Source organism: Candidatus Latescibacterota bacterium, from assembly GCA_019038625.1.
Taxonomy (GTDB): domain Bacteria; phylum Krumholzibacteriota; class Krumholzibacteriia; order Krumholzibacteriales; family Krumholzibacteriaceae; genus JAGLYV01.
The window spans coordinates 1-16,580 of the sequence record JAHOYU010000028.1 but is presented as its reverse complement, the minus strand read 5'-3'; the positions used below and the strand labels follow the sequence as shown (position 1 = coordinate 16,580).

Genomic DNA, 16,580 nt, shown 5'->3' with positions numbered 1-16,580 from the left:
TTGAGACCAGGCAGCCATGATGCCCGGATCAGACGGCTTGATGAAGCTTTCGCGGACTTGCGACAGGGAGAGCAGGCCTGATGAAGAGATGGTCTCTCATCGATGACAAAGCTTTCAGCGGCGCCGTCAACATGGCGGTCGACGAATATCTGCTTGATAAGGCGGAAAACGGGCACGTGTCGCCCGTTCTCCGCCTTTATTCGTTTTCGCCGCCAGCCGTCACAATCGGGTTTCATCAGGATCCCGTGCGGATCGTCGATATGGGATCGCTGGCCCGCGATGGCATCGACCTCGTGAGGAGGATCACCGGAGGGAGAGCTCTTCTCCATGCCGGAGAATTGACATACAGTGTCACGGCCCCTCTCGGTCCGCCCTTTTTCCCGGGGGGACTCCAGAAGACATTTCTCGACATATCGAAAGCTATTGTCAACGCCTTGAAAAGTGTCGGTGTCGATGCCGGGATATCGAATGGCAGACCTTTTTCCCGGGGGGAGAGTCACAGCTCGCCCTGCCTTGTCTCGACCAGCCGCCACGAGGTGAGTGTGGGGGGGCGGAAGATCATGGGAAGTGCCCAGCGCAGGACGGCCTCGGCCTTTCTGCAGCACGGATCGATTCTCCTGCGACCCGCTTCGGACGGGATAGTGGATTATCTTAAGGGTGACTGGAAAGACATCTCTTCGATGATAACGAGTGTCGAGGAGGAGACCGGCAACACCGATGTGGATGTGCCTGTCAGGAAGGCCCTCATCGATTCGTTCGCGGGCGTCTTCGGGATCGGATTCGACGAAATGTCGATATCCGGGGAGGGGCTGACGAAGATCGCCTCCGGGGCGAAAACGAAGGCAGCGGAATTCATGGAGCAGGAAAGATCAGAAGGAACAGGATAATGGCAACCTTCACAGATCAGATAAAATCGGAGGAGGTGGGCTGATGGTCGCGTATTTAATCAGGAGATCTCTTCAATCCCTTCTGCTGATCTGGATCGTTCTGACGATCACATTTTTCCTTATGCATCTCGCGCCCGGCGATCCTATGGCCCGTTACGACCATCCCGACATTTCTCCGGAGACCGTTCGGATGATGAGAGAACAACTGGGACTCGATCGTCCCGTTATGGAACAGTATTTCCGCTGGGCGGGCAGCTTTGTGAAGGGCGACTTCGGGACGAGCCTGAGATACAACAGGCCTGTCGGCGAATTGCTGAGAATTGCTATACCGAACACATTGAGACTCACTGTCGCATCTCTCTTCCTTTATATGGTCATTGGAATAATGCTGGGGATGGTTTCCGCGGCACGCAGATATTCGGTGTTCGACAGGCTGACCACTGTCATCTCACTCTTTTTATATTCTGTTCCATCGTTCTGGCTCGCGCTTATGCTGATACTTTTTTTCTCGCTCAAGCTGGGCGTACTGCCCTCTTCACATATGCAATCACTGGATGTCTCAGGTCTGAGTGGGTTGCAATTGTCTGCTGACAGGTTATCACACCTCATCCTTCCGGCTTTTGTCCTCGGTGTGGCTTCGGCGGCGGGGCTTGCCAGGTATATGAGGGGAAGCATGCTCGATGTCCTGAAGGAGGACTATATTCGGACAGCCAGAGCCAAGGGGCTTCCCGAGGGACGGGTGCTGATGAAGCACGCCTTCAGGAACGCGGCGATCCCGGTTGTGACAATACTGGGGCTGAGTCTTCCTTTTCTGCTCGGTGGAGCAGTCATTGTCGAGAAGATATTTTCATGGCCCGGAATGGGTGGGCTGATGGTCGATGCCATATATTCGCGTGACTACCCGGTCGTGCTGGCGATCAATTTCGTAGTAGCCGTGATGGTCATCCTCGGTAATCTTCTGGCTGACACAGGGTACGCCTTGCTGGATCCCAGGATCTCGACGGGAAGGAGGGGGCGATGAAGGCTGAAGACCTGAACAGTGGAAACAGCCTCTGGTCGTCCGGATGGTCGAGGTTCAGGCGAAACAGGATGGGTATGGCAGGTGCGGTGATCGTCCTTTGTCTCTACGCGATGGCGTTGCTGGCCCCGGTAATAAGTCCATGCGATCCTGTCCAGCACGGGGATCTTCCGGCCATGCGGCATAATCCTCCGTCCATGGCGCACCCTCTCGGCACTGATAAATTTGGAAGGGACGTGATGTCGAGGGTCTTCTACGGGTCGAGGATATCGCTGACTGTAAGTCTCCTGGCTGTAGTGATAGCTGTCGTCATCGGTGCGCTGGTCGGGGCTGTTGCCGGTTATGCCGGGGGAATCGTGGATTCGGTGATCATGCGGACTGTAGACGCGCTTATGGCTATACCGAGGATCTTTCTCCTTTTAACATGCATTGCTCTCTTTTCGAGGTCAGTCCTTCTTATGATAGTCCTTCTGGGCGCGACGAGCTGGATGGGTACAGCCCGGCTCGTCAGGGGGCAGATATTGTCCCTGAGGAACAAGGATTTCATCATTGCGGCGGAATCTCTGGGCGCGGGCAGTAGAAGGATCATCTTCAGGCATCTCCTTCCGAATACAATAACGGTCATGATCATATCGGCCACTCTTCGTATCGGCGGAATAATACTGATCGAGGCGGCGCTCAGTTTTCTGGGGTTGGGTGTGCCACCTCCGACACCGAGCTGGGGACAGATGGTGTTCGAGGGAAGAGATGTCCTGCTCAATGCCTGGTGGATTTCTACTTTTCCAGGTATAGCTATTATTGCTACAGTCATCGGGTACAACCTTCTGGGCGACGGGTTGAAAGATTCGTTCGATCCTGTACAGTTTACATGAAAAGCCGGATGATCGGCAGAGGAGCGCTGAAGCGGAATCTATGGAAAACCTTCTTGAAGTAACGGGCCTCAGGACCGAGTTCATGACCGAAGATGGTCCGGCATGTGCTGTGGACGATGTCAGTTTTGTGATCGGTAAGGGTGAGGCTGTGGGGCTGGTGGGCGAATCGGGTTGTGGAAAGAGCGTCACCGCGTTATCGATCATGAGGTTGATCTCCGATCCCCCGGGAAGGATCACAGCGGGATCGGTCATTCTTGATGGCAGGGATCTTCTGACCCTGACCGCGAAGGAGATGCGCCGGATCCGTGGAAATGATATCTCGATTGTCTTCCAGGAACCATTGTCGAGCCTCAACCCTGTATTCACATGCGGAGAACAGATACGTGAGGCGATCAGTCTTCATCAGGGACTGGGGAGGAAGGACAGCAGGGCGAAAGCCGTGGAGATGCTGCGGCTGGTCAGGATCCCTGATCCGGAGAAACGCTACAGCGACTACCCCCACCAGATGAGCGGAGGTATGAGACAGAGGGTGATGATAGCGATGGCTCTGAGCTGTCAGCCGAGGCTGCTGATAGCCGACGAACCGAGCACCGCCCTCGATGTATCTGTTCAGGCTCAGATCATGGAACTTCTCCTTGATCTTCGAGAAGAGATGGAGATGTCGGTGCTGCTGATCACACATGATCTTTCGGTAGTGGCCCAGATGGTCGAACGTGTTATGGTCATGTATGCCGGGGTCATCGTGGAGAATGCTTCCGTGAGTGATCTTTTTTCCCGGCCGGAACATCCCTATACCGAAGGTCTGATGGCCTCCATACCGAGGCTTGATATCGATGTTGAAAGACTCGATGTGATACCGGGCAGGGTGCCTGACCCTCTCCGGATGCCGGCTGGTTGCAGGTTCAGCGACCGGTGTTCGAAAAGAATAGACCGGTGTCTCCGGGAGGAGCCCCCGATGTTCGATACGGGAGACGGGCATTTCTCCCGTTGCTGGTTGTCTGGTGAGACCACGTGACGGATAACGGAAAGGTCATATGAGCGGTAGAGAGCTGATCTTGAAGGCGGAAGGGGTCAGGAAATATTTCAGGGCTTCGTACGGACTTTTTTCTCGCAACAAGGGGATCGTCAGGGCCGTAGATGGAGTCGATATCAGGCTGGAACGGGGAACGACACTTGGGCTGGTCGGAGAGTCGGGCTGTGGCAAGACAACCTTATCACGTGTACTTATCAGACTGGAAGAACCTGAGTCGGGTACGATAGAGATCGATGGTATCGATTTTCTGGCTCTCAGGGGCAGGGAACTCAGAAAGGCCAGACGCAGGATACAGATGATTTTCCAGGATCCTTATTCCTCACTCAATCCCCGGCTCAGCGTGGGTTCCACGATCGGAGAGGGGATCAGGATCCATGGCCTGGCCAGAGGAAGGGAAGTGGATGAGAAGGTCAGGGAACTGCTGTCCCGGGTCGGCCTCCAGCCGTCGGTGTCAGGCAGGTATCCACACGAATTCTCCGGCGGGCAGAGACAGCGGATCGGTATTGCCAGGGCGCTGGCAGTACAGCCCGATATAATCATTGCCGACGAACCGGTCTCGGCCCTCGACGTGTCGGTTCAGGCGCAGATCATCAATCTCATGAAAGACCTTCAGGAAAGTATGGGCCTGACATACCTGTTCGTCGCCCACGACCTTGGAGTCGTCAAACATGTCAGTGACAGGGTGGCCGTCATGTATCTCGGCAGGATCGTGGAAGAGGCTGATTCGGCAGATATCTTCAGGGAGCCGCTTCATCCTTACACACGAGGACTTCTCGATTCGATCCCGAAACCGGTTCCCGTGAGCGGGAAGATGAAGGCCTTCATCCGTGGTGATGTTCCCAGTCCGCTCGATGTCCCGCCGGGCTGCGCATTCCATACGAGGTGCCCTGATGCAATGCCAAGGTGCCGGAAGGATATCCCCTCACTGAAAAAGATCGACGGTAAAAGGTCGGTCAGCTGCTGGCTCCACGAGTGAATTCGATTCACACAAAGTCTGACAGAGTAAATTGAAAAGGTCGACATGTGATGAAGAAGCGAACTTGATCATGACAGCGATCTGCCTTTTAACCTCAATTATTTTCTGTAAATGCCGAGGATAAGTCAAGAGAAGGGCCGCGCTGTGTCATTCCTGATCCTGGATGAGGCAGCTCTGATCTCAGTAGCGGCAGTTCGAATCTCAACAGCATCAGGCCGGATCTGATCCCGGTCTGTATGAAGCCGGTTTTCGGGGAGGCGATAGTGTCGGACGTCTTCGTGGGCAGACAACCAATTTATAACAGGAAACTCAAGGTGATCGGGTATGAACTCCTCTACAGGCACAGGGGAGACGCCCAGACTGCGCAGTTCTCCGATGGTGAAAGTGCCGTGTCGAATGTGATCATGAATACCTTCGTGGATATAGGCCTGGAGAACCTGGTCGGCAGAAAACTCGCGTTTATAAATTTTCCAAGGGGGTTTCTGACAGGCGAGCATCCCATTCCTCTTCCCCCTGCCAAGGTCGTGATCGAGGTACTGGAAGACATCGAGGTCGATGACCAGGTAATCGAGTCTGTGCGTGATCTTCGCGACCAGGGATTCAAGATAGCCCTGGACGACATCGTCGATCCTGACGGGAAAGAACCTCTTCTCGATATTGCCTGGGTGGCAAAAGTCGATCTGCGGCAGATCAGGGCGGCAGAACTTACCGGATGCGTCCGAAAACTCAGGTCGCATGGAGTCAAGATCCTCGCCGAGAAGATCGAGACGATGGAGGAGTACGAATACTGTGCTAAACATGGATTCGACTACTATCAGGGTTTCTTTCTCGAGAAGCCGAAGATAATCACAGGCCAGTCTATGCCGGCGTCTACCCTCATGGTCATGAGACTGCTTGCCCGGCTGCAGGGTAAGAATGTGAATTTTGAAGAGATCGGAGAGATAGTGAAGCAGGACGTATCGCTTAGCTATATGCTGCTCAGGTTGATCAACTCCGCATATTATACCCTTCCGAGGGAGATCGATTCGATCCAGGAAGCGCTCATCATGCTCGGTATTGAAAAGATCAGGTCCTGGCTCAGCATTCTCCTGCTTTCGAGGATGGAGGGACATCCCGAAGAGCTTATCAGGATAGCGATGGTAAGGGGAAAGATGTGCGAGACCCTGACCCGGTCGATCGATGTGGAACTGGGAGGGACCGGATTCATGGTCGGCCTGTTCTCGGTCCTGGAGGCGATGCTCAAAAGACCGATGAAAGACATCCTGGAGCTCCTTCCTCTGGGGCACAACGTTAAGGCCGCGATCCTGGACAATGAAGGTGTCCTCGGGGAAACACTCGAGTATGTGCTGGATTATGAGCACTGGAACTGGGAGAACTTCGAGGATAGTTCCTTTAAGGCGGAAAAACTCAACGATGCATATCTGGAGGCACTCGACTGGGCGACCGAAGCCAGCTCGATCACTGGTGCCTGATGGGAATCTGTCTCATTAGCTTCTTGTCTTCAATTTATTCAGATGATATCCTTTTTCGGTCCTTGACACAGGCCTGTGAAAACAGTGCCCGGTAAAGGAGACCCTGGACAAGGCAGGAAAGATGAAAGGACCGCAAAGTATGAAGAAGCGATGCGACTGGGCGGAGACCCATCCCCTTTTGACCGAATATCATGATTCCGAGTGGGGGGTCCCCCAGCATGATGATATAAAATTGTTCGAATTCCTGGTCCTGGACGCCGCTCAGGCAGGATTGAGCTGGCTGACCGTGTTGAAGAGAAGAGAGGGGTACAGGAAGGCTTTCGACGGGTTCGATCCTGTCAAAGTAGCGAAATACACTGAAAAGAAGATCGAGGCCCTTCTTACCGATGAGGGGATAATCAGGAACAGGCAGAAGGTGGGTTCGGCAGTCCATAACGCAAGGTCTATGCTCCTCGTACAGGAAGAATTCGGCAGCTTCGACCGGTACATCTGGCAGTTTACAGATGGAAGGACATTAAAGAACGCCTGGAAGATGGAAAAAGATATCCCCGCCGAAAGCGATGAGTCCAGGGCCATGAGCAAAGACATGAAGAAACGCGGGTTCAAGTTTGTCGGCCCTGTGATCTGCTATGCGTTCATGCAGGCGGCCGGGATGGTGAATGATCACCTTACAACCTGCTTCAGGTACAGGGAGATCTGAATATAAGTCTGGTCGTGAGTCACTGATTATTGTCTCAAGAATCTTTTACTTGGGACGAAATGCTATTTATAGTATTATGCGGAGTCTGAAAATAATAATGTGGTTGTGGGAAGGTCCGCGGCCAGCTGATTCAGCAGGGAGTTGATGATGGTCAAAGAGCACCTCGATTCGATAAGGGAAAGAGAAGGGGATGCAAAAAAGCGGATTGCCGAGGCCGGATCCGAAGCATCCCGAATCGTGGATCAGGCCAAGGAAGAGGGCGAAAAGCTTCTCGAAGATACCAGGATAGAGGGAAACGAACTGAAGCGCACGATGATCGCGAGTGCCAGAGAAAATGCACAGAAAAAAATCGGTGAACTCAGAGCATCCAATGTCGAGACCATCGACAGTTTGGGAAAAGGCGCTGAAGGGAAACGCCGGGAAGTCGTCGATATGATTATAGAGGAGTTCCACAAAGGATTGTAGGGACTCGGATGTCCTTTGAGAGCGGGAGGAGTTCAGCTTGGGCATAAGCCGAATGCTGAAGATGCAGCTTCTGGGTCATTCAGCCATCAGGGATGATATAAAAAGATTTCTTCGCGAGTCGGGTGTCATTGAGGTCACCGATGTCACGATAGAGGATAATACTATCCAGCTGGACGAAGATGCCCTCAGGGGACTCGAGTCGAGACTGGAACTTGCCGTATCCACACTCGAGTTCCTTGAGCCATACGCGCACAAGCCATCTTTCTTTGAAAAACTTTCTGCGGGGCCGCTGGTGGTCTCAGCCGGTGAGGCCGAGTCTCTTGAGGCCGAATCTCCTGTGGAAGAGATCAGTTCGGAATGTTCAGCTCTTCAGCTGGAGATGCGTTCCATGAAGGAGGCACTCGACAGAAGCAGGGAGACGGTTTCGATGCTTCAGTACTGGAAGGGGCTGGACGTTCCTTTCGACAGGTTCTCGACAGACGGTTATGTGATGCAGCTCTGGAAAATGGAGGAAAAAAATTCGGGCGGGCGTCTGGATGAGATCAGGGAGAAATTCCAGTATTCCGAATTGACCGAGTACAGGAGAATGGACGGGAATATATACCTGACCGCAATCGTATCGAAGGAAGAGATCCCCCCCCTTCTCGAGGCAATGAAGGAACTCGGCGCTCATCACCATTCCTGGGGACATCTGGAAGGGACCCCCTCGGAGATCATCAGATCCGAGGAAGGTAAATGGAAAGAATTCGGGGACAGGATCGAGAGTGCGGAGGCCAGGGCTCACGAACTGGCGAAGGGATATGACAGGCTTTGTATTCTTATCGATCATTACACTGAAGAGGCGGGACTGAGGCGTGTCGAGTCGAATCTGTACAGGACTGAAAGCACCTTCATCGTAGAAGGCTGGGTGAGGGCGGTAGACAGGAAGAATCTGGAGAAAGGCCTGTCGTCTCGTTTCGAAGAGGTCGAAGTCTCTTTCAGGGATCCGCTTCCCGAAGAGGAACCTCCCATCCACCTGGATAATAACGCGGGAATGAGGCCTTACGAATTTGTTTCAACATTGTACGGCAGGCCGGTGTACCGGGAGTTCGATCCGACTCCGCTGCTGGCTCCTTTCTTTGTGCTCTTTTTCGCGATGTGCCTGACCGATGCGGGGTATGGCCTGACACTGGCCCTGCTGACTGGCCTGATCCTCATCAGGTTCAAACCGGCGGGTGGCGTCGGACTGTTGATGAGGGTCCTTTTCATGGGTGGAATAGTCACGGCCGCCGTCGGAATAATCGCTGGTGGGATGTTCGGTATCAAAGTCGATAATCTTCCCATGTGGTTACGGCAGTTCATCTTCATCGATCCTTTGAGGGAGCCGATGAAGATGCTCAATATCTCGTTCATCATGGGACTGGTCCACATGATCTTCGGTATGGGTATCAGGATGGTGGCAAGGTTCAAGGCCGGACTCATTCTCGATGCGATCCTGGACGACCTGGTATGGATAGTCTTCCTGATCATGCTGGCGCCTCTCGGCTATGCGGGGATACTGGGGGGAAGCGTTCCGTCCTGGATATTGAATATTGCCAAATGGTCTGCACTGGGCATAGCCGCCATAGTCTTTCTCACCGGAGGAAGGCATCAGAAATCGTTCATAAAGAAAATACTTACCGGGCTGGTAAAATTCTACGACGTCATCGGATATTTTGGGGACGTCCTGTCTTACGCGAGGCTTCTTGCACTCGGGCTGGCGACAAGCGCCATCGCGATCGCGGTAAACGATATCGCAGCCATGGTCAAGGGAATGCCTTTTTACACAGGTTACATCGTTATGGTCATCATCCTTATAGGTGGCCATGCGTTCAATCTTGCCGTCAACACCCTCGGAGCGTTCGTACATGCGGGCAGGCTTCAGTATCTGGAGTTCTTCTCAAAGTTCTTTTCAGGGGGAGGACGGGAGTTCAAGCCTTTCAAAAGTGAGAGGCAGTATTCGATCCTTAAAAAAACAGACGATGGATCATAGGTATCGTGGAAGGAGAGTAGTATGTTGGGCTTTATGCTTGTAATCCTGGGAGCCGCACTCGCGGCGGCCCTGGCTGGTGCGGGTTCCGCTCTCGGAACGGGAGTAGCGGGTCAGGCGGCCAACGGAGTAGTCAGCGAGGATCCCGGAAAATTCGGAAGCCTCCTGGTCCTGCAGGCACTTCCGGGCACGCAGGGTATCTATGGGCTCGTTGCCCTCTTCATGATCATCAATAAGCTGCCGGCCGTCGACCAGCTCGGTTCGATATCGGTCGGAACGGGCCTGGCTATGCTGGGCGCCGCGCTGCCGGTGGCGATCACGGGGCTGGTGTCGGGACTCTACCAGGGTAAGGTCTGTTCTGCCGCGTGCAGTCTCGTAGCGAAACGTCCCGGCGAAGTCGGGAAGGGAATGGTTTTCGCGGTTATCGTCGAGACTTATGCCGTACTCGGGCTTCTGGGCACGATCCTGCTGCTCCAGAAGATATCGCTTGGTTGACAGAGCCGCCACGGTGGCGGGAGGATGACTGATAATGCCTATTGAAAAGATATTCGATAGAATAAACACGGAAGCTGAAGTGGCAGCCGGAGAACTCCTTGCCAGGGCAGGTGAGGAAGGCGCCGCTGTCAGAAAAGAATTTGCCGGTCGGGCGTCACGCCTCGATGAAGAACTGAAAGCCTATGCCGAAAAGAAGGCTGGTGAGGAAGAGAAACATCTCATCGTAAGCGAACAGCTTGAGTTGAGAAAATCTATCCTCGCTCGGAAGCGGGAGATCCTCGATTCGGTCTATGCCGAGGCGAAGAAGAAGATCGGAGCCCTTTCCCCGGAAGAAAGCAGAGAGATCCTGAAAAACATGATCCTTGGAAGCGCCGTGTCGGGTAAGGAAGAGATAGTTGTCGCTCCTTCACAGGTCGGCATTTTCGACGACGGGTTCATGCGTGAACTCCGCGACGGTTTCAGAGGAGAAGGTAGTTTCGAGCTGTCAGACGACAAGGGTGATTTTGCCTGGGGGGTAGTGTTGAGGGAAGGCAGGCGGGCCGTTGACCTGTCACTGGCCGTCGTGTTCGAACAGCTCCGGGAAAAGATCGAGCCGCGAATAGCAGCGACGCTTTTCGAAGGATAACTCAGGAGGACGCCTTTTGGCGCAGGACTACACATATATCAATGCGAGGCTCAGGGCACTTGAGGCCTCGATGCCTGATGCAGCATGGTTTCAGCGCATAGCGAGAGCACCTGTCGATTCCGTGCTCGTGTCGGTGAAAGAATTCTATCGGGGATTCGATCCGGTGGATTCTCTCTACCGGTTCGAAGATGGAATAGAGTCTGAGAAAACTGTTTTTCTGGAGCTTCTATCAAGTCTTCTGAATGATGACAGGGTGGAGAGCTTCTTCAGGGCCGGGTTTGATTTTGACAACCTCACACATGGTGTGAAGGCCGCGGCGCTCGGAGCCGATGCCGCCTATAACCCCTTCGGCCTTGTCTCTCATGAAGTGATCGAAAAAGGTGCGAGCGGCGGTTCTGCGATCGATCTTCCCGACCATCTGAAGAATTGTCTCGAAAAACTTCTGGAGGCATCAGAAGAGGGAGGCGCCCAGGCTGTCGAGAGCAGGGGCGAGGCGGAGAAGTTCGCGTATCTTGTGGAGACGGCTCCCGGCAAAGCGGCACGGATGTATGTCACTTTCCGGATAGACCTCGCCAATATCAGGACATTTATCAGATTAAAAAGGATCGACCTGAGGAAAGATGCGATAGATACACTATGGATATCTGGCGGCAGTATCGATATCCAGACACTCAGGACCCTGTTCAGGGAGCCTGAGGACGAATTGTACACATATCTGACGACAACGGAATACAGGGGACTCATAACAGCGGGACTCGGTCTGACGACTACCGTGTGGATGGTCGACGTGCTGATCGACAGGGAGATGCTCGAACGCCTAGGAGACAGCAGGTACCGTTTCTTTGATATCGGTCCCGTTATATATCACTTCCAGCTTCGCGAGAGGAACGAGCGGTTGCTCAGGCTCCTCCTGGTGGGCAAGCTGAACATGTTGCCCGAGGAACTGTTGCTGGAAAAGACAGAGGCGATGACAGCCTGAAAAGGGCAGGGAGAACCTGGATGGCCAGGAATATTGCAGTAATCGGAAATTGTGATTCGGTGGAATATTTCCGGATCCTCGGCTGTGAGGTATATGAGACCGAGGGTGGGGAACTGACCGACGAAAAATACAGAGAGGTCCTGCAGAAGGAATTCAGGATCATCCTCGTCACCGAGGAGGTCTTTCACAGATACAGGGAAATAATACAGAAGAGGTCGCAGAGGACATTTCCCGTTATTAGCGTGATCCCGGATATACATGGGGCGAAGTGGGTAGACGGAAAACCGCAGCCCGAGGGAGTAGCATTCGCGGAACTGCGCGACGCGGTGATCAAGGCGGTCGGGCAGGATATTTCGGGCGCCGACGATAAGGACTGAGAAATAGACAGGCCAGAAGGAGAAAAAAGGATATGGGTGCTGGAAGGATAATAAAGGTATCAGGACCACTCATCGTGGCCGAGGGTATGGATGAAGCCAGGATGTTCGAAGTCGTCAAGGTCAGCGACAGGGAGCTTATTGGAGAGATAATCGAGCTTCACGGAGACCAGGCCTTCATCCAGGTGTACGAGGATACTTCGGGCCTCGGCCCTGGTGAGAAAGTGGTGGGGACGGGGCAGTCGCTCAGTATAGAGCTGGGACCCGGTCTTCTCACATCGATCTACGACGGCATCCAGAGGCCACTGAATGAGATCTATAAGCAGGCTGGTTCGTATATAACGAGGGGGATCAATGTCCCCGGACTCGACAGAAAAAGGAAATTCGAGTTCACTCCCAACGAGGAGATAAAGGAAGGTCAGGATGTCGTGGTGGGCGACCTTCTCGGCAAGGTCAGGGAGACTGAACTGACGGACCACCTGATAATGGTGCCGCCTACACTTAAGGCCGGAAAGCTCGTCAAGGCTCCGAAGGCCGGCACGTATGTCGTCGAGGATGTGATCGCGCAGATAGAGGCCGATGGCGAGGTCCAGGATGTCAGGATGTACCACAAGTGGCCCGTGAGGATCCCGAGGCCGATCGCCCGCAAACTCGTTCCCGACAGACCGCTCGTGACAGGGCAGAGGGTCATCGACACCCTCTTTCCGATAGCGAAGGGTGGAACAGCAACGGTCCCCGGCCCATTCGGCGCCGGCAAGACTGTCGTCCAGCATCAGCTGGCCAAGTGGTCTGATGCCAATATCATCATCTATGTGGGATGTGGTGAGCGTGGGAACGAGATGACCGATGTTCTTCAGGAATTCCCCGAGCTGATAGATCCCGCTACCAACAGGCCCCTGATGGAGCGTACCGTGTTGATCGCCAACACATCGAACATGCCTGTTGCGGCGAGAGAGGCCTCGGTCTACACCGGGATCACGATCGCCGAGTACTTCAGGGATATGGGGCACGATGTCGCTGTGCTGGCCGACTCGACTTCGAGATGGGCCGAAGCGATGAGAGAGATGTCCGGGCGGCTCGAGGAGATGCCCGGCGAGGAAGGCTACCCCGCCTATCTGCCTTCGAGGATCGCGGACTTCTATGAAAGAGCGGGCAGGACGATATGTCTGGGCAGCGACGAGCGTACCGGTACGCTTTCGGTGATCGGCGCGGTCTCGCCCCCCGGTGGAGACCTTTCCGACCCGGTAGTCCAGGCTACTCTCAAGGTAGTGAAGGTGTTCTGGGCTCTCGAAGACACGCTGGCGTTCAAGAGACATTTTCCCGCCATCGGATGGCTGACAAGTTATTCGCTCTATCACGACAACGTCGCCGACTACATGAGAAACGAAGTGTCGGAACAGTGGCAGCAGTTGAGGGTGACGGCGATGGGACTTCTCCAGAAAGAGGGAGAGCTCGAAGAACTGGTCAGGCTGGTAGGACTCGATTCGCTCTCCGACAATGACAGGATAGTCCTGGAGACTTCCAAACATATCAGGGAGGATTTCCTTCACCAGTCGGCCTTCGATCCCGACGACGCATATACAAGGCTGGAAAAACAGTTCAGGATGTTCCAGGTGATAATCGAACTTCACCGTGCCTGTGAGAAGGCACTCGAAAAGAAGGTGCCCCTGAGGAGACTTCTTGATCTTCCGGTGAGGGAGAAACTCGCCAGGATGAGCCATATAAAGGAAGATGATCTCGGTCAGTTTGACGTGATCCTCGAAGATATCAAGACACAGACGGCCGAGAGTTCGGTCGAGGCCAGGAACGTCGAGGCATAGGAAAGAAGGGATCCGGATGGTTACCGAATATAACACGATCGGAGAGATAACAGGCCCGCTTGTAGTGCTTACCGGAGTCGATCATGCTACCTACGAGGAACTCGTCGAGGTGGAGCTTCCCAATGGTGAGCAGAGGCGGGGAAAGGTGCTCGAGATCAATCGTGACCGGGTACTGGTCCAGGTCTTTGAGGGGACCAGGGGAATCGACGTGTCGAAGACGAAAGTACGCTTTCTGGGAAAGGGACTCGAACTGGCCGTCTCACCCGACATCCTCGGAAGGATATTCAATGGTCTGGGAAGCCCGATAGATGACGGCCCCGCCATCATCCCCGAGAAGATGCTCGACATCAACGGCAACCCGATCAATCCCTACGCCAGGATATATCCCCAGGAGTTCATCCAGACCGGGGTCTCAGCTATCGATGGATTGAACACGCTTGTCCGCGGGCAGAAGCTACCGATCTTCTCAGGGTTCGGGCTTCCGCATTCGGAACTCGCCGCGCAGATCGCCAGGCAGGCATCTGTTCCACGTAGCGAATCTCCTTTCGCGATCGTATTCGCCGCAATGGGTATCACGTTCGAGGAGGCGAACTACTTCATCCACGATTTCCAGGAGACTGGCGCGATGGAGCGGGTAGTCCTCTTTATCAACCTGGCCAACGATCCGACGATCGAACGCATCGCGACTCCGAGAGCTGCGCTGACAGCCGCCGAGTACCTCGCGTTTGAACGTGGGATGCACGTCCTTGTGATAATGACCGATATGACGAACTACTGCGAAGCGCTTCGTGAGATCTCTGTTGCAAGGAAGGAGATCCCCGGGCGTCGTGGATATCCCGGTTATCTCTACACGGACCTTTCGACCATATATGAGCGAGCCGGCCTGCTGAAAGGTGATAAGGAAGGCGAGGTGCGCGAGGGGTCCATTACCCAGATCCCGGTGCTTTCGATGCCCGACGACGACAAGACTCATCCGATCCCGGATCTTACAGGGTATATTACTGAGGGACAGATCATCCTTGACCGGTCCCTTCACAGGAAGGGTATATATCCGCCGATCGATGTTCTGCCGAGTCTTTCCAGACTCAGGGACAAGGGGGTCGGGGAGGGCCGTACAAGGGTCGACCATGGGCAGGTGGCCAACCAGTTGTTTTCCTCATATGCCAGGAGCAAGGAAGTCGAGGAGCTCGCCGTCGTGCTCGGTGAAGCGGCACTCACAGATACCGACAGGTCATACATGGCCTTCGGCGAAAAATTCGAGGACAGGTTCGTTAGCCAGGCACTCGATGAGAACAGGACTATCGAAGAGACCCTGGGGGTAGGCTGGGATCTTCTCAGCGGGATTCCCAGACCGGAGTTAAAGCGGATCAGTGACGATCTGATCGACAAGTATCTCCCGAAGAAAGACGCCCCGGCCGCGTCCGCGGGGAATACGGAGGACAAGGATTGAATAAGAAGATCAACCCCAACAGGATGATGCTTCTGCGCCTCAAGCGCCGCCTCGAGCTGGCGCTCCGGGGACACAAGCTTCTCAAGAACAAGCAGGAGAAGCTTATGCAGAATTTTTTCAGCCTTGTCCGTGAGACAACCGGGCTCCGCCGTGATGTGGAGAGGGAGTTTCTCGATATCAATATGCATTATCTGGCCGGCCGGTCCGTCACCGGAAAACAGGCGATGGAAGATGTCCTGGGGCTGACGGTAAAGTCCGGGAAACTGGAGATCGAGCGAAAGCACGAGATGAGTATCGAGATCCCGGAGTTCTCTTTTACTATCCCGGAGGGTGATCCTTCATACAAGCTGGAAAATACTTCTTCAGAACTCGATCTGGCTTTTGAAAAACTTTTCGTTCATTTTCCCGACCTCATGAAACTTGCCGGGAAGGAGAACGCTCTCTTCAAGATGGCCGAGGAACTGGAGAAGACCCGCAGAAGGGTGAACGCTCTCGAATATGTACTCATCCCAGATCTCGAACTATCTATCAGAAGCATCGAAAGCAAGCTCAGCGAAGCCGAGAGAAGCACCCAGACACGTTTGATGAAGATCAAGGATATGGTCCAGGCCCGGGAATCGGGCGCGTAGGCATCACTGATGCAGGCATTTTTTTTCGAAGAGTTGAAGTAACAGGTCAGAGACAGACAGATAACCGTCTTGACATTTTTCGGAATGCTGAGTATATTTACCTTGGACCTCGTTCTGCAGGTTGCTTTTTTGAGACCCCACCTGGTCTCTTTACCCCACCAGAGATTTCAGTACCCTTGTATCTTTTCGGCTACGGGTAAAGGAGTGCGACTATGGGTCTTATCTCGGAATCCCGCGATTGTCGCAGCAGGGCTGCACCCGCAACGGACATTTTTATTAATTTCAAATATGCTTCGGAGGTGGTGCATGGAGAAGAACCATCCGGGAATGCTTCCCTGAGGTACCCGGAGCTTTTTTCCATGACCGGGGCAAATTGTTTGACAGTAAATGCGGGGACAATTATATTATCCATGAGGAATAAAGGAGAGTATCAGAAACCTTGCACCCGATATCCCGCCGGCCGACCGATGGTTGGGTCCGGTTTGGTGGGTTGTGGTGTACGCTATATTTTCGGACCAGGCAAGGAGATTTAAGATGAAAATCCGCTCGGGCATTGTGTTTATGTTACTGCTGCCAGTTCTTATCCTGTCACTGAGCAGCACGAACGCCTATGCACAGAGCGGAAGGGTGGCCGGTAAGGTGACTGTCGCCGAGACCGGTGAAGCTCTTCCGTACGCGAACGTCGTTCTGGTCGGCACCAAGATGGGCGGTATGACACTGACAGACGGTTCGTTTCTGATCACCGGAGTGCCTGCAGGCACCTATACAGTCAAGGTC

General features: G+C 54.0%; 17 protein-coding genes. All 17 read left to right on the top strand.

Annotation, left to right across the window (positions count from 1 at the left end; genetic code table 11):
- Positions 1-80: 80 nt before the first annotated feature.
- Positions 81-887: a lipoate--protein ligase family protein gene (locus KOO63_01950; protein ID MBU8920599.1), complete on the top strand. Its 807-nt coding sequence runs from the start codon at positions 81-83 to the stop codon at positions 885-887.
- A 43-nt stretch (positions 888-930) separates the two neighbouring features.
- A complete protein-coding gene (locus tag KOO63_01945) occupies positions 931-1,908 on the top strand; it encodes an ABC transporter permease (GenBank protein ID MBU8920598.1) in 978 nt (325 codons plus the stop codon).
- Positions 1,905-2,777 (top strand): ABC transporter permease, encoded by an 873-nt coding sequence (locus KOO63_01940; GenBank protein ID MBU8920597.1) that lies wholly within the window; start codon positions 1,905-1,907, stop codon positions 2,775-2,777. Before KOO63_01945 ends, KOO63_01940 begins: the two co-directional genes overlap by 4 nt.
- A gap of 40 nt (positions 2,778-2,817) precedes the next feature.
- Positions 2,818-3,792 (top strand): ABC transporter ATP-binding protein, encoded by a 975-nt coding sequence (locus KOO63_01935; GenBank protein MBU8920596.1) that lies wholly within the window; start codon positions 2,818-2,820, stop codon positions 3,790-3,792.
- A 19-nt stretch (positions 3,793-3,811) separates the two neighbouring features.
- On the top strand, positions 3,812-4,786 hold the full coding sequence (locus KOO63_01930) for an ATP-binding cassette domain-containing protein (GenBank protein ID MBU8920595.1): 975 nt from the start codon (positions 3,812-3,814) through the stop codon (positions 4,784-4,786).
- A 263-nt stretch (positions 4,787-5,049) separates the two neighbouring features.
- Positions 5,050-6,258 carry an HDOD domain-containing protein gene (locus KOO63_01925; GenBank protein MBU8920594.1) on the top strand — a complete coding sequence of 403 codons (1,209 nt, stop codon included), beginning with the start codon at positions 5,050-5,052 and terminating at the stop codon, positions 6,256-6,258.
- Between the two features lie 139 nt (positions 6,259-6,397).
- Entirely contained in the window at positions 6,398-6,958 is a 561-nt protein-coding gene (locus tag KOO63_01920) for a DNA-3-methyladenine glycosylase I (GenBank protein MBU8920593.1), read from the top strand.
- 144 nt (positions 6,959-7,102) lie between these two features.
- On the top strand, positions 7,103-7,423 hold the full coding sequence (locus tag KOO63_01915; GenBank protein ID MBU8920592.1) for a hypothetical protein: 321 nt from the start codon (positions 7,103-7,105) through the stop codon (positions 7,421-7,423).
- Between the two features lie 37 nt (positions 7,424-7,460).
- Positions 7,461-9,434 (top strand): hypothetical protein, encoded by a 1,974-nt coding sequence (locus KOO63_01910; protein MBU8920591.1) that lies wholly within the window; start codon positions 7,461-7,463, stop codon positions 9,432-9,434.
- A gap of 21 nt (positions 9,435-9,455) precedes the next feature.
- On the top strand, positions 9,456-9,926 hold the full coding sequence (locus tag KOO63_01905) for a V-type ATP synthase subunit K (GenBank protein MBU8920590.1): 471 nt from the start codon (positions 9,456-9,458) through the stop codon (positions 9,924-9,926).
- Between the two features lie 34 nt (positions 9,927-9,960).
- The gene (locus tag KOO63_01900; protein MBU8920589.1) at positions 9,961-10,551 is read left to right on the top strand and encodes a V-type ATP synthase subunit E; all 591 of its coding nucleotides are present in this window, start codon (positions 9,961-9,963) and stop codon (positions 10,549-10,551) included.
- Positions 10,552-10,567: 16 nt separating this feature from the next.
- Complete coding sequence (locus tag KOO63_01895; GenBank protein ID MBU8920588.1) at positions 10,568-11,530, top strand: V-type ATPase subunit; 963 nt, start codon at positions 10,568-10,570, stop codon at positions 11,528-11,530.
- A gap of 20 nt (positions 11,531-11,550) precedes the next feature.
- Positions 11,551-11,907 (top strand): hypothetical protein, encoded by a 357-nt coding sequence (locus tag KOO63_01890; protein MBU8920587.1) that lies wholly within the window; start codon positions 11,551-11,553, stop codon positions 11,905-11,907.
- Positions 11,908-11,939: 32 nt separating this feature from the next.
- A complete protein-coding gene (locus tag KOO63_01885; GenBank protein ID MBU8920586.1) occupies positions 11,940-13,724 on the top strand; it encodes a V-type ATP synthase subunit A in 1,785 nt (594 codons plus the stop codon).
- Between the two features lie 16 nt (positions 13,725-13,740).
- Complete coding sequence (locus tag KOO63_01880) at positions 13,741-15,174, top strand: V-type ATP synthase subunit B (GenBank protein ID MBU8920585.1); 1,434 nt, start codon at positions 13,741-13,743, stop codon at positions 15,172-15,174.
- The gene (locus KOO63_01875; GenBank protein MBU8920584.1) at positions 15,171-15,803 is read left to right on the top strand and encodes a V-type ATP synthase subunit D; all 633 of its coding nucleotides are present in this window, start codon (positions 15,171-15,173) and stop codon (positions 15,801-15,803) included. The genes KOO63_01880 and KOO63_01875 overlap by 4 nt, the downstream gene beginning before the upstream one ends.
- A gap of 534 nt (positions 15,804-16,337) precedes the next feature.
- On the top strand, positions 16,338-16,580 hold a 243-nt coding region (locus KOO63_01870), incomplete at its 3' end, for a carboxypeptidase-like regulatory domain-containing protein (protein MBU8920583.1).

Excerpts from the sequence above, each read along its gene's own strand:
- KOO63_01900 (MBU8920589.1), top strand. The coding sequence starts at position 9,961 with ATGCCTATTGAAAAGATATTCGATAGAATAAACACGGAAGCTGAAGTG.
- KOO63_01885 (MBU8920586.1), top strand. The coding sequence starts at position 11,940 with ATGGGTGCTGGAAGGATAATAAAGGTATCAGGACCACTCATCGTGGCC.
- KOO63_01950 (MBU8920599.1), top strand. The coding sequence starts at position 81 with ATGAAGAGATGGTCTCTCATCGATGACAAAGCTTTCAGCGGCGCCGTC.
- KOO63_01890 (MBU8920587.1), top strand. The coding sequence starts at position 11,551 with ATGGCCAGGAATATTGCAGTAATCGGAAATTGTGATTCGGTGGAATAT.
- KOO63_01940 (MBU8920597.1), top strand. The coding sequence starts at position 1,905 with ATGAAGGCTGAAGACCTGAACAGTGGAAACAGCCTCTGGTCGTCCGGA.
- KOO63_01935 (MBU8920596.1), top strand. The coding sequence starts at position 2,818 with ATGGAAAACCTTCTTGAAGTAACGGGCCTCAGGACCGAGTTCATGACC.
- KOO63_01920 (MBU8920593.1), top strand. The coding sequence starts at position 6,398 with ATGAAGAAGCGATGCGACTGGGCGGAGACCCATCCCCTTTTGACCGAA.
- KOO63_01905 (MBU8920590.1), top strand. The coding sequence starts at position 9,456 with ATGTTGGGCTTTATGCTTGTAATCCTGGGAGCCGCACTCGCGGCGGCC.
- KOO63_01880 (MBU8920585.1), top strand. The coding sequence starts at position 13,741 with ATGGTTACCGAATATAACACGATCGGAGAGATAACAGGCCCGCTTGTA.
- KOO63_01915 (MBU8920592.1), top strand. The coding sequence starts at position 7,103 with ATGATGGTCAAAGAGCACCTCGATTCGATAAGGGAAAGAGAAGGGGAT.
- KOO63_01930 (MBU8920595.1), top strand. The coding sequence starts at position 3,812 with ATGAGCGGTAGAGAGCTGATCTTGAAGGCGGAAGGGGTCAGGAAATAT.
- KOO63_01945 (MBU8920598.1), top strand. The coding sequence starts at position 931 with ATGGTCGCGTATTTAATCAGGAGATCTCTTCAATCCCTTCTGCTGATC.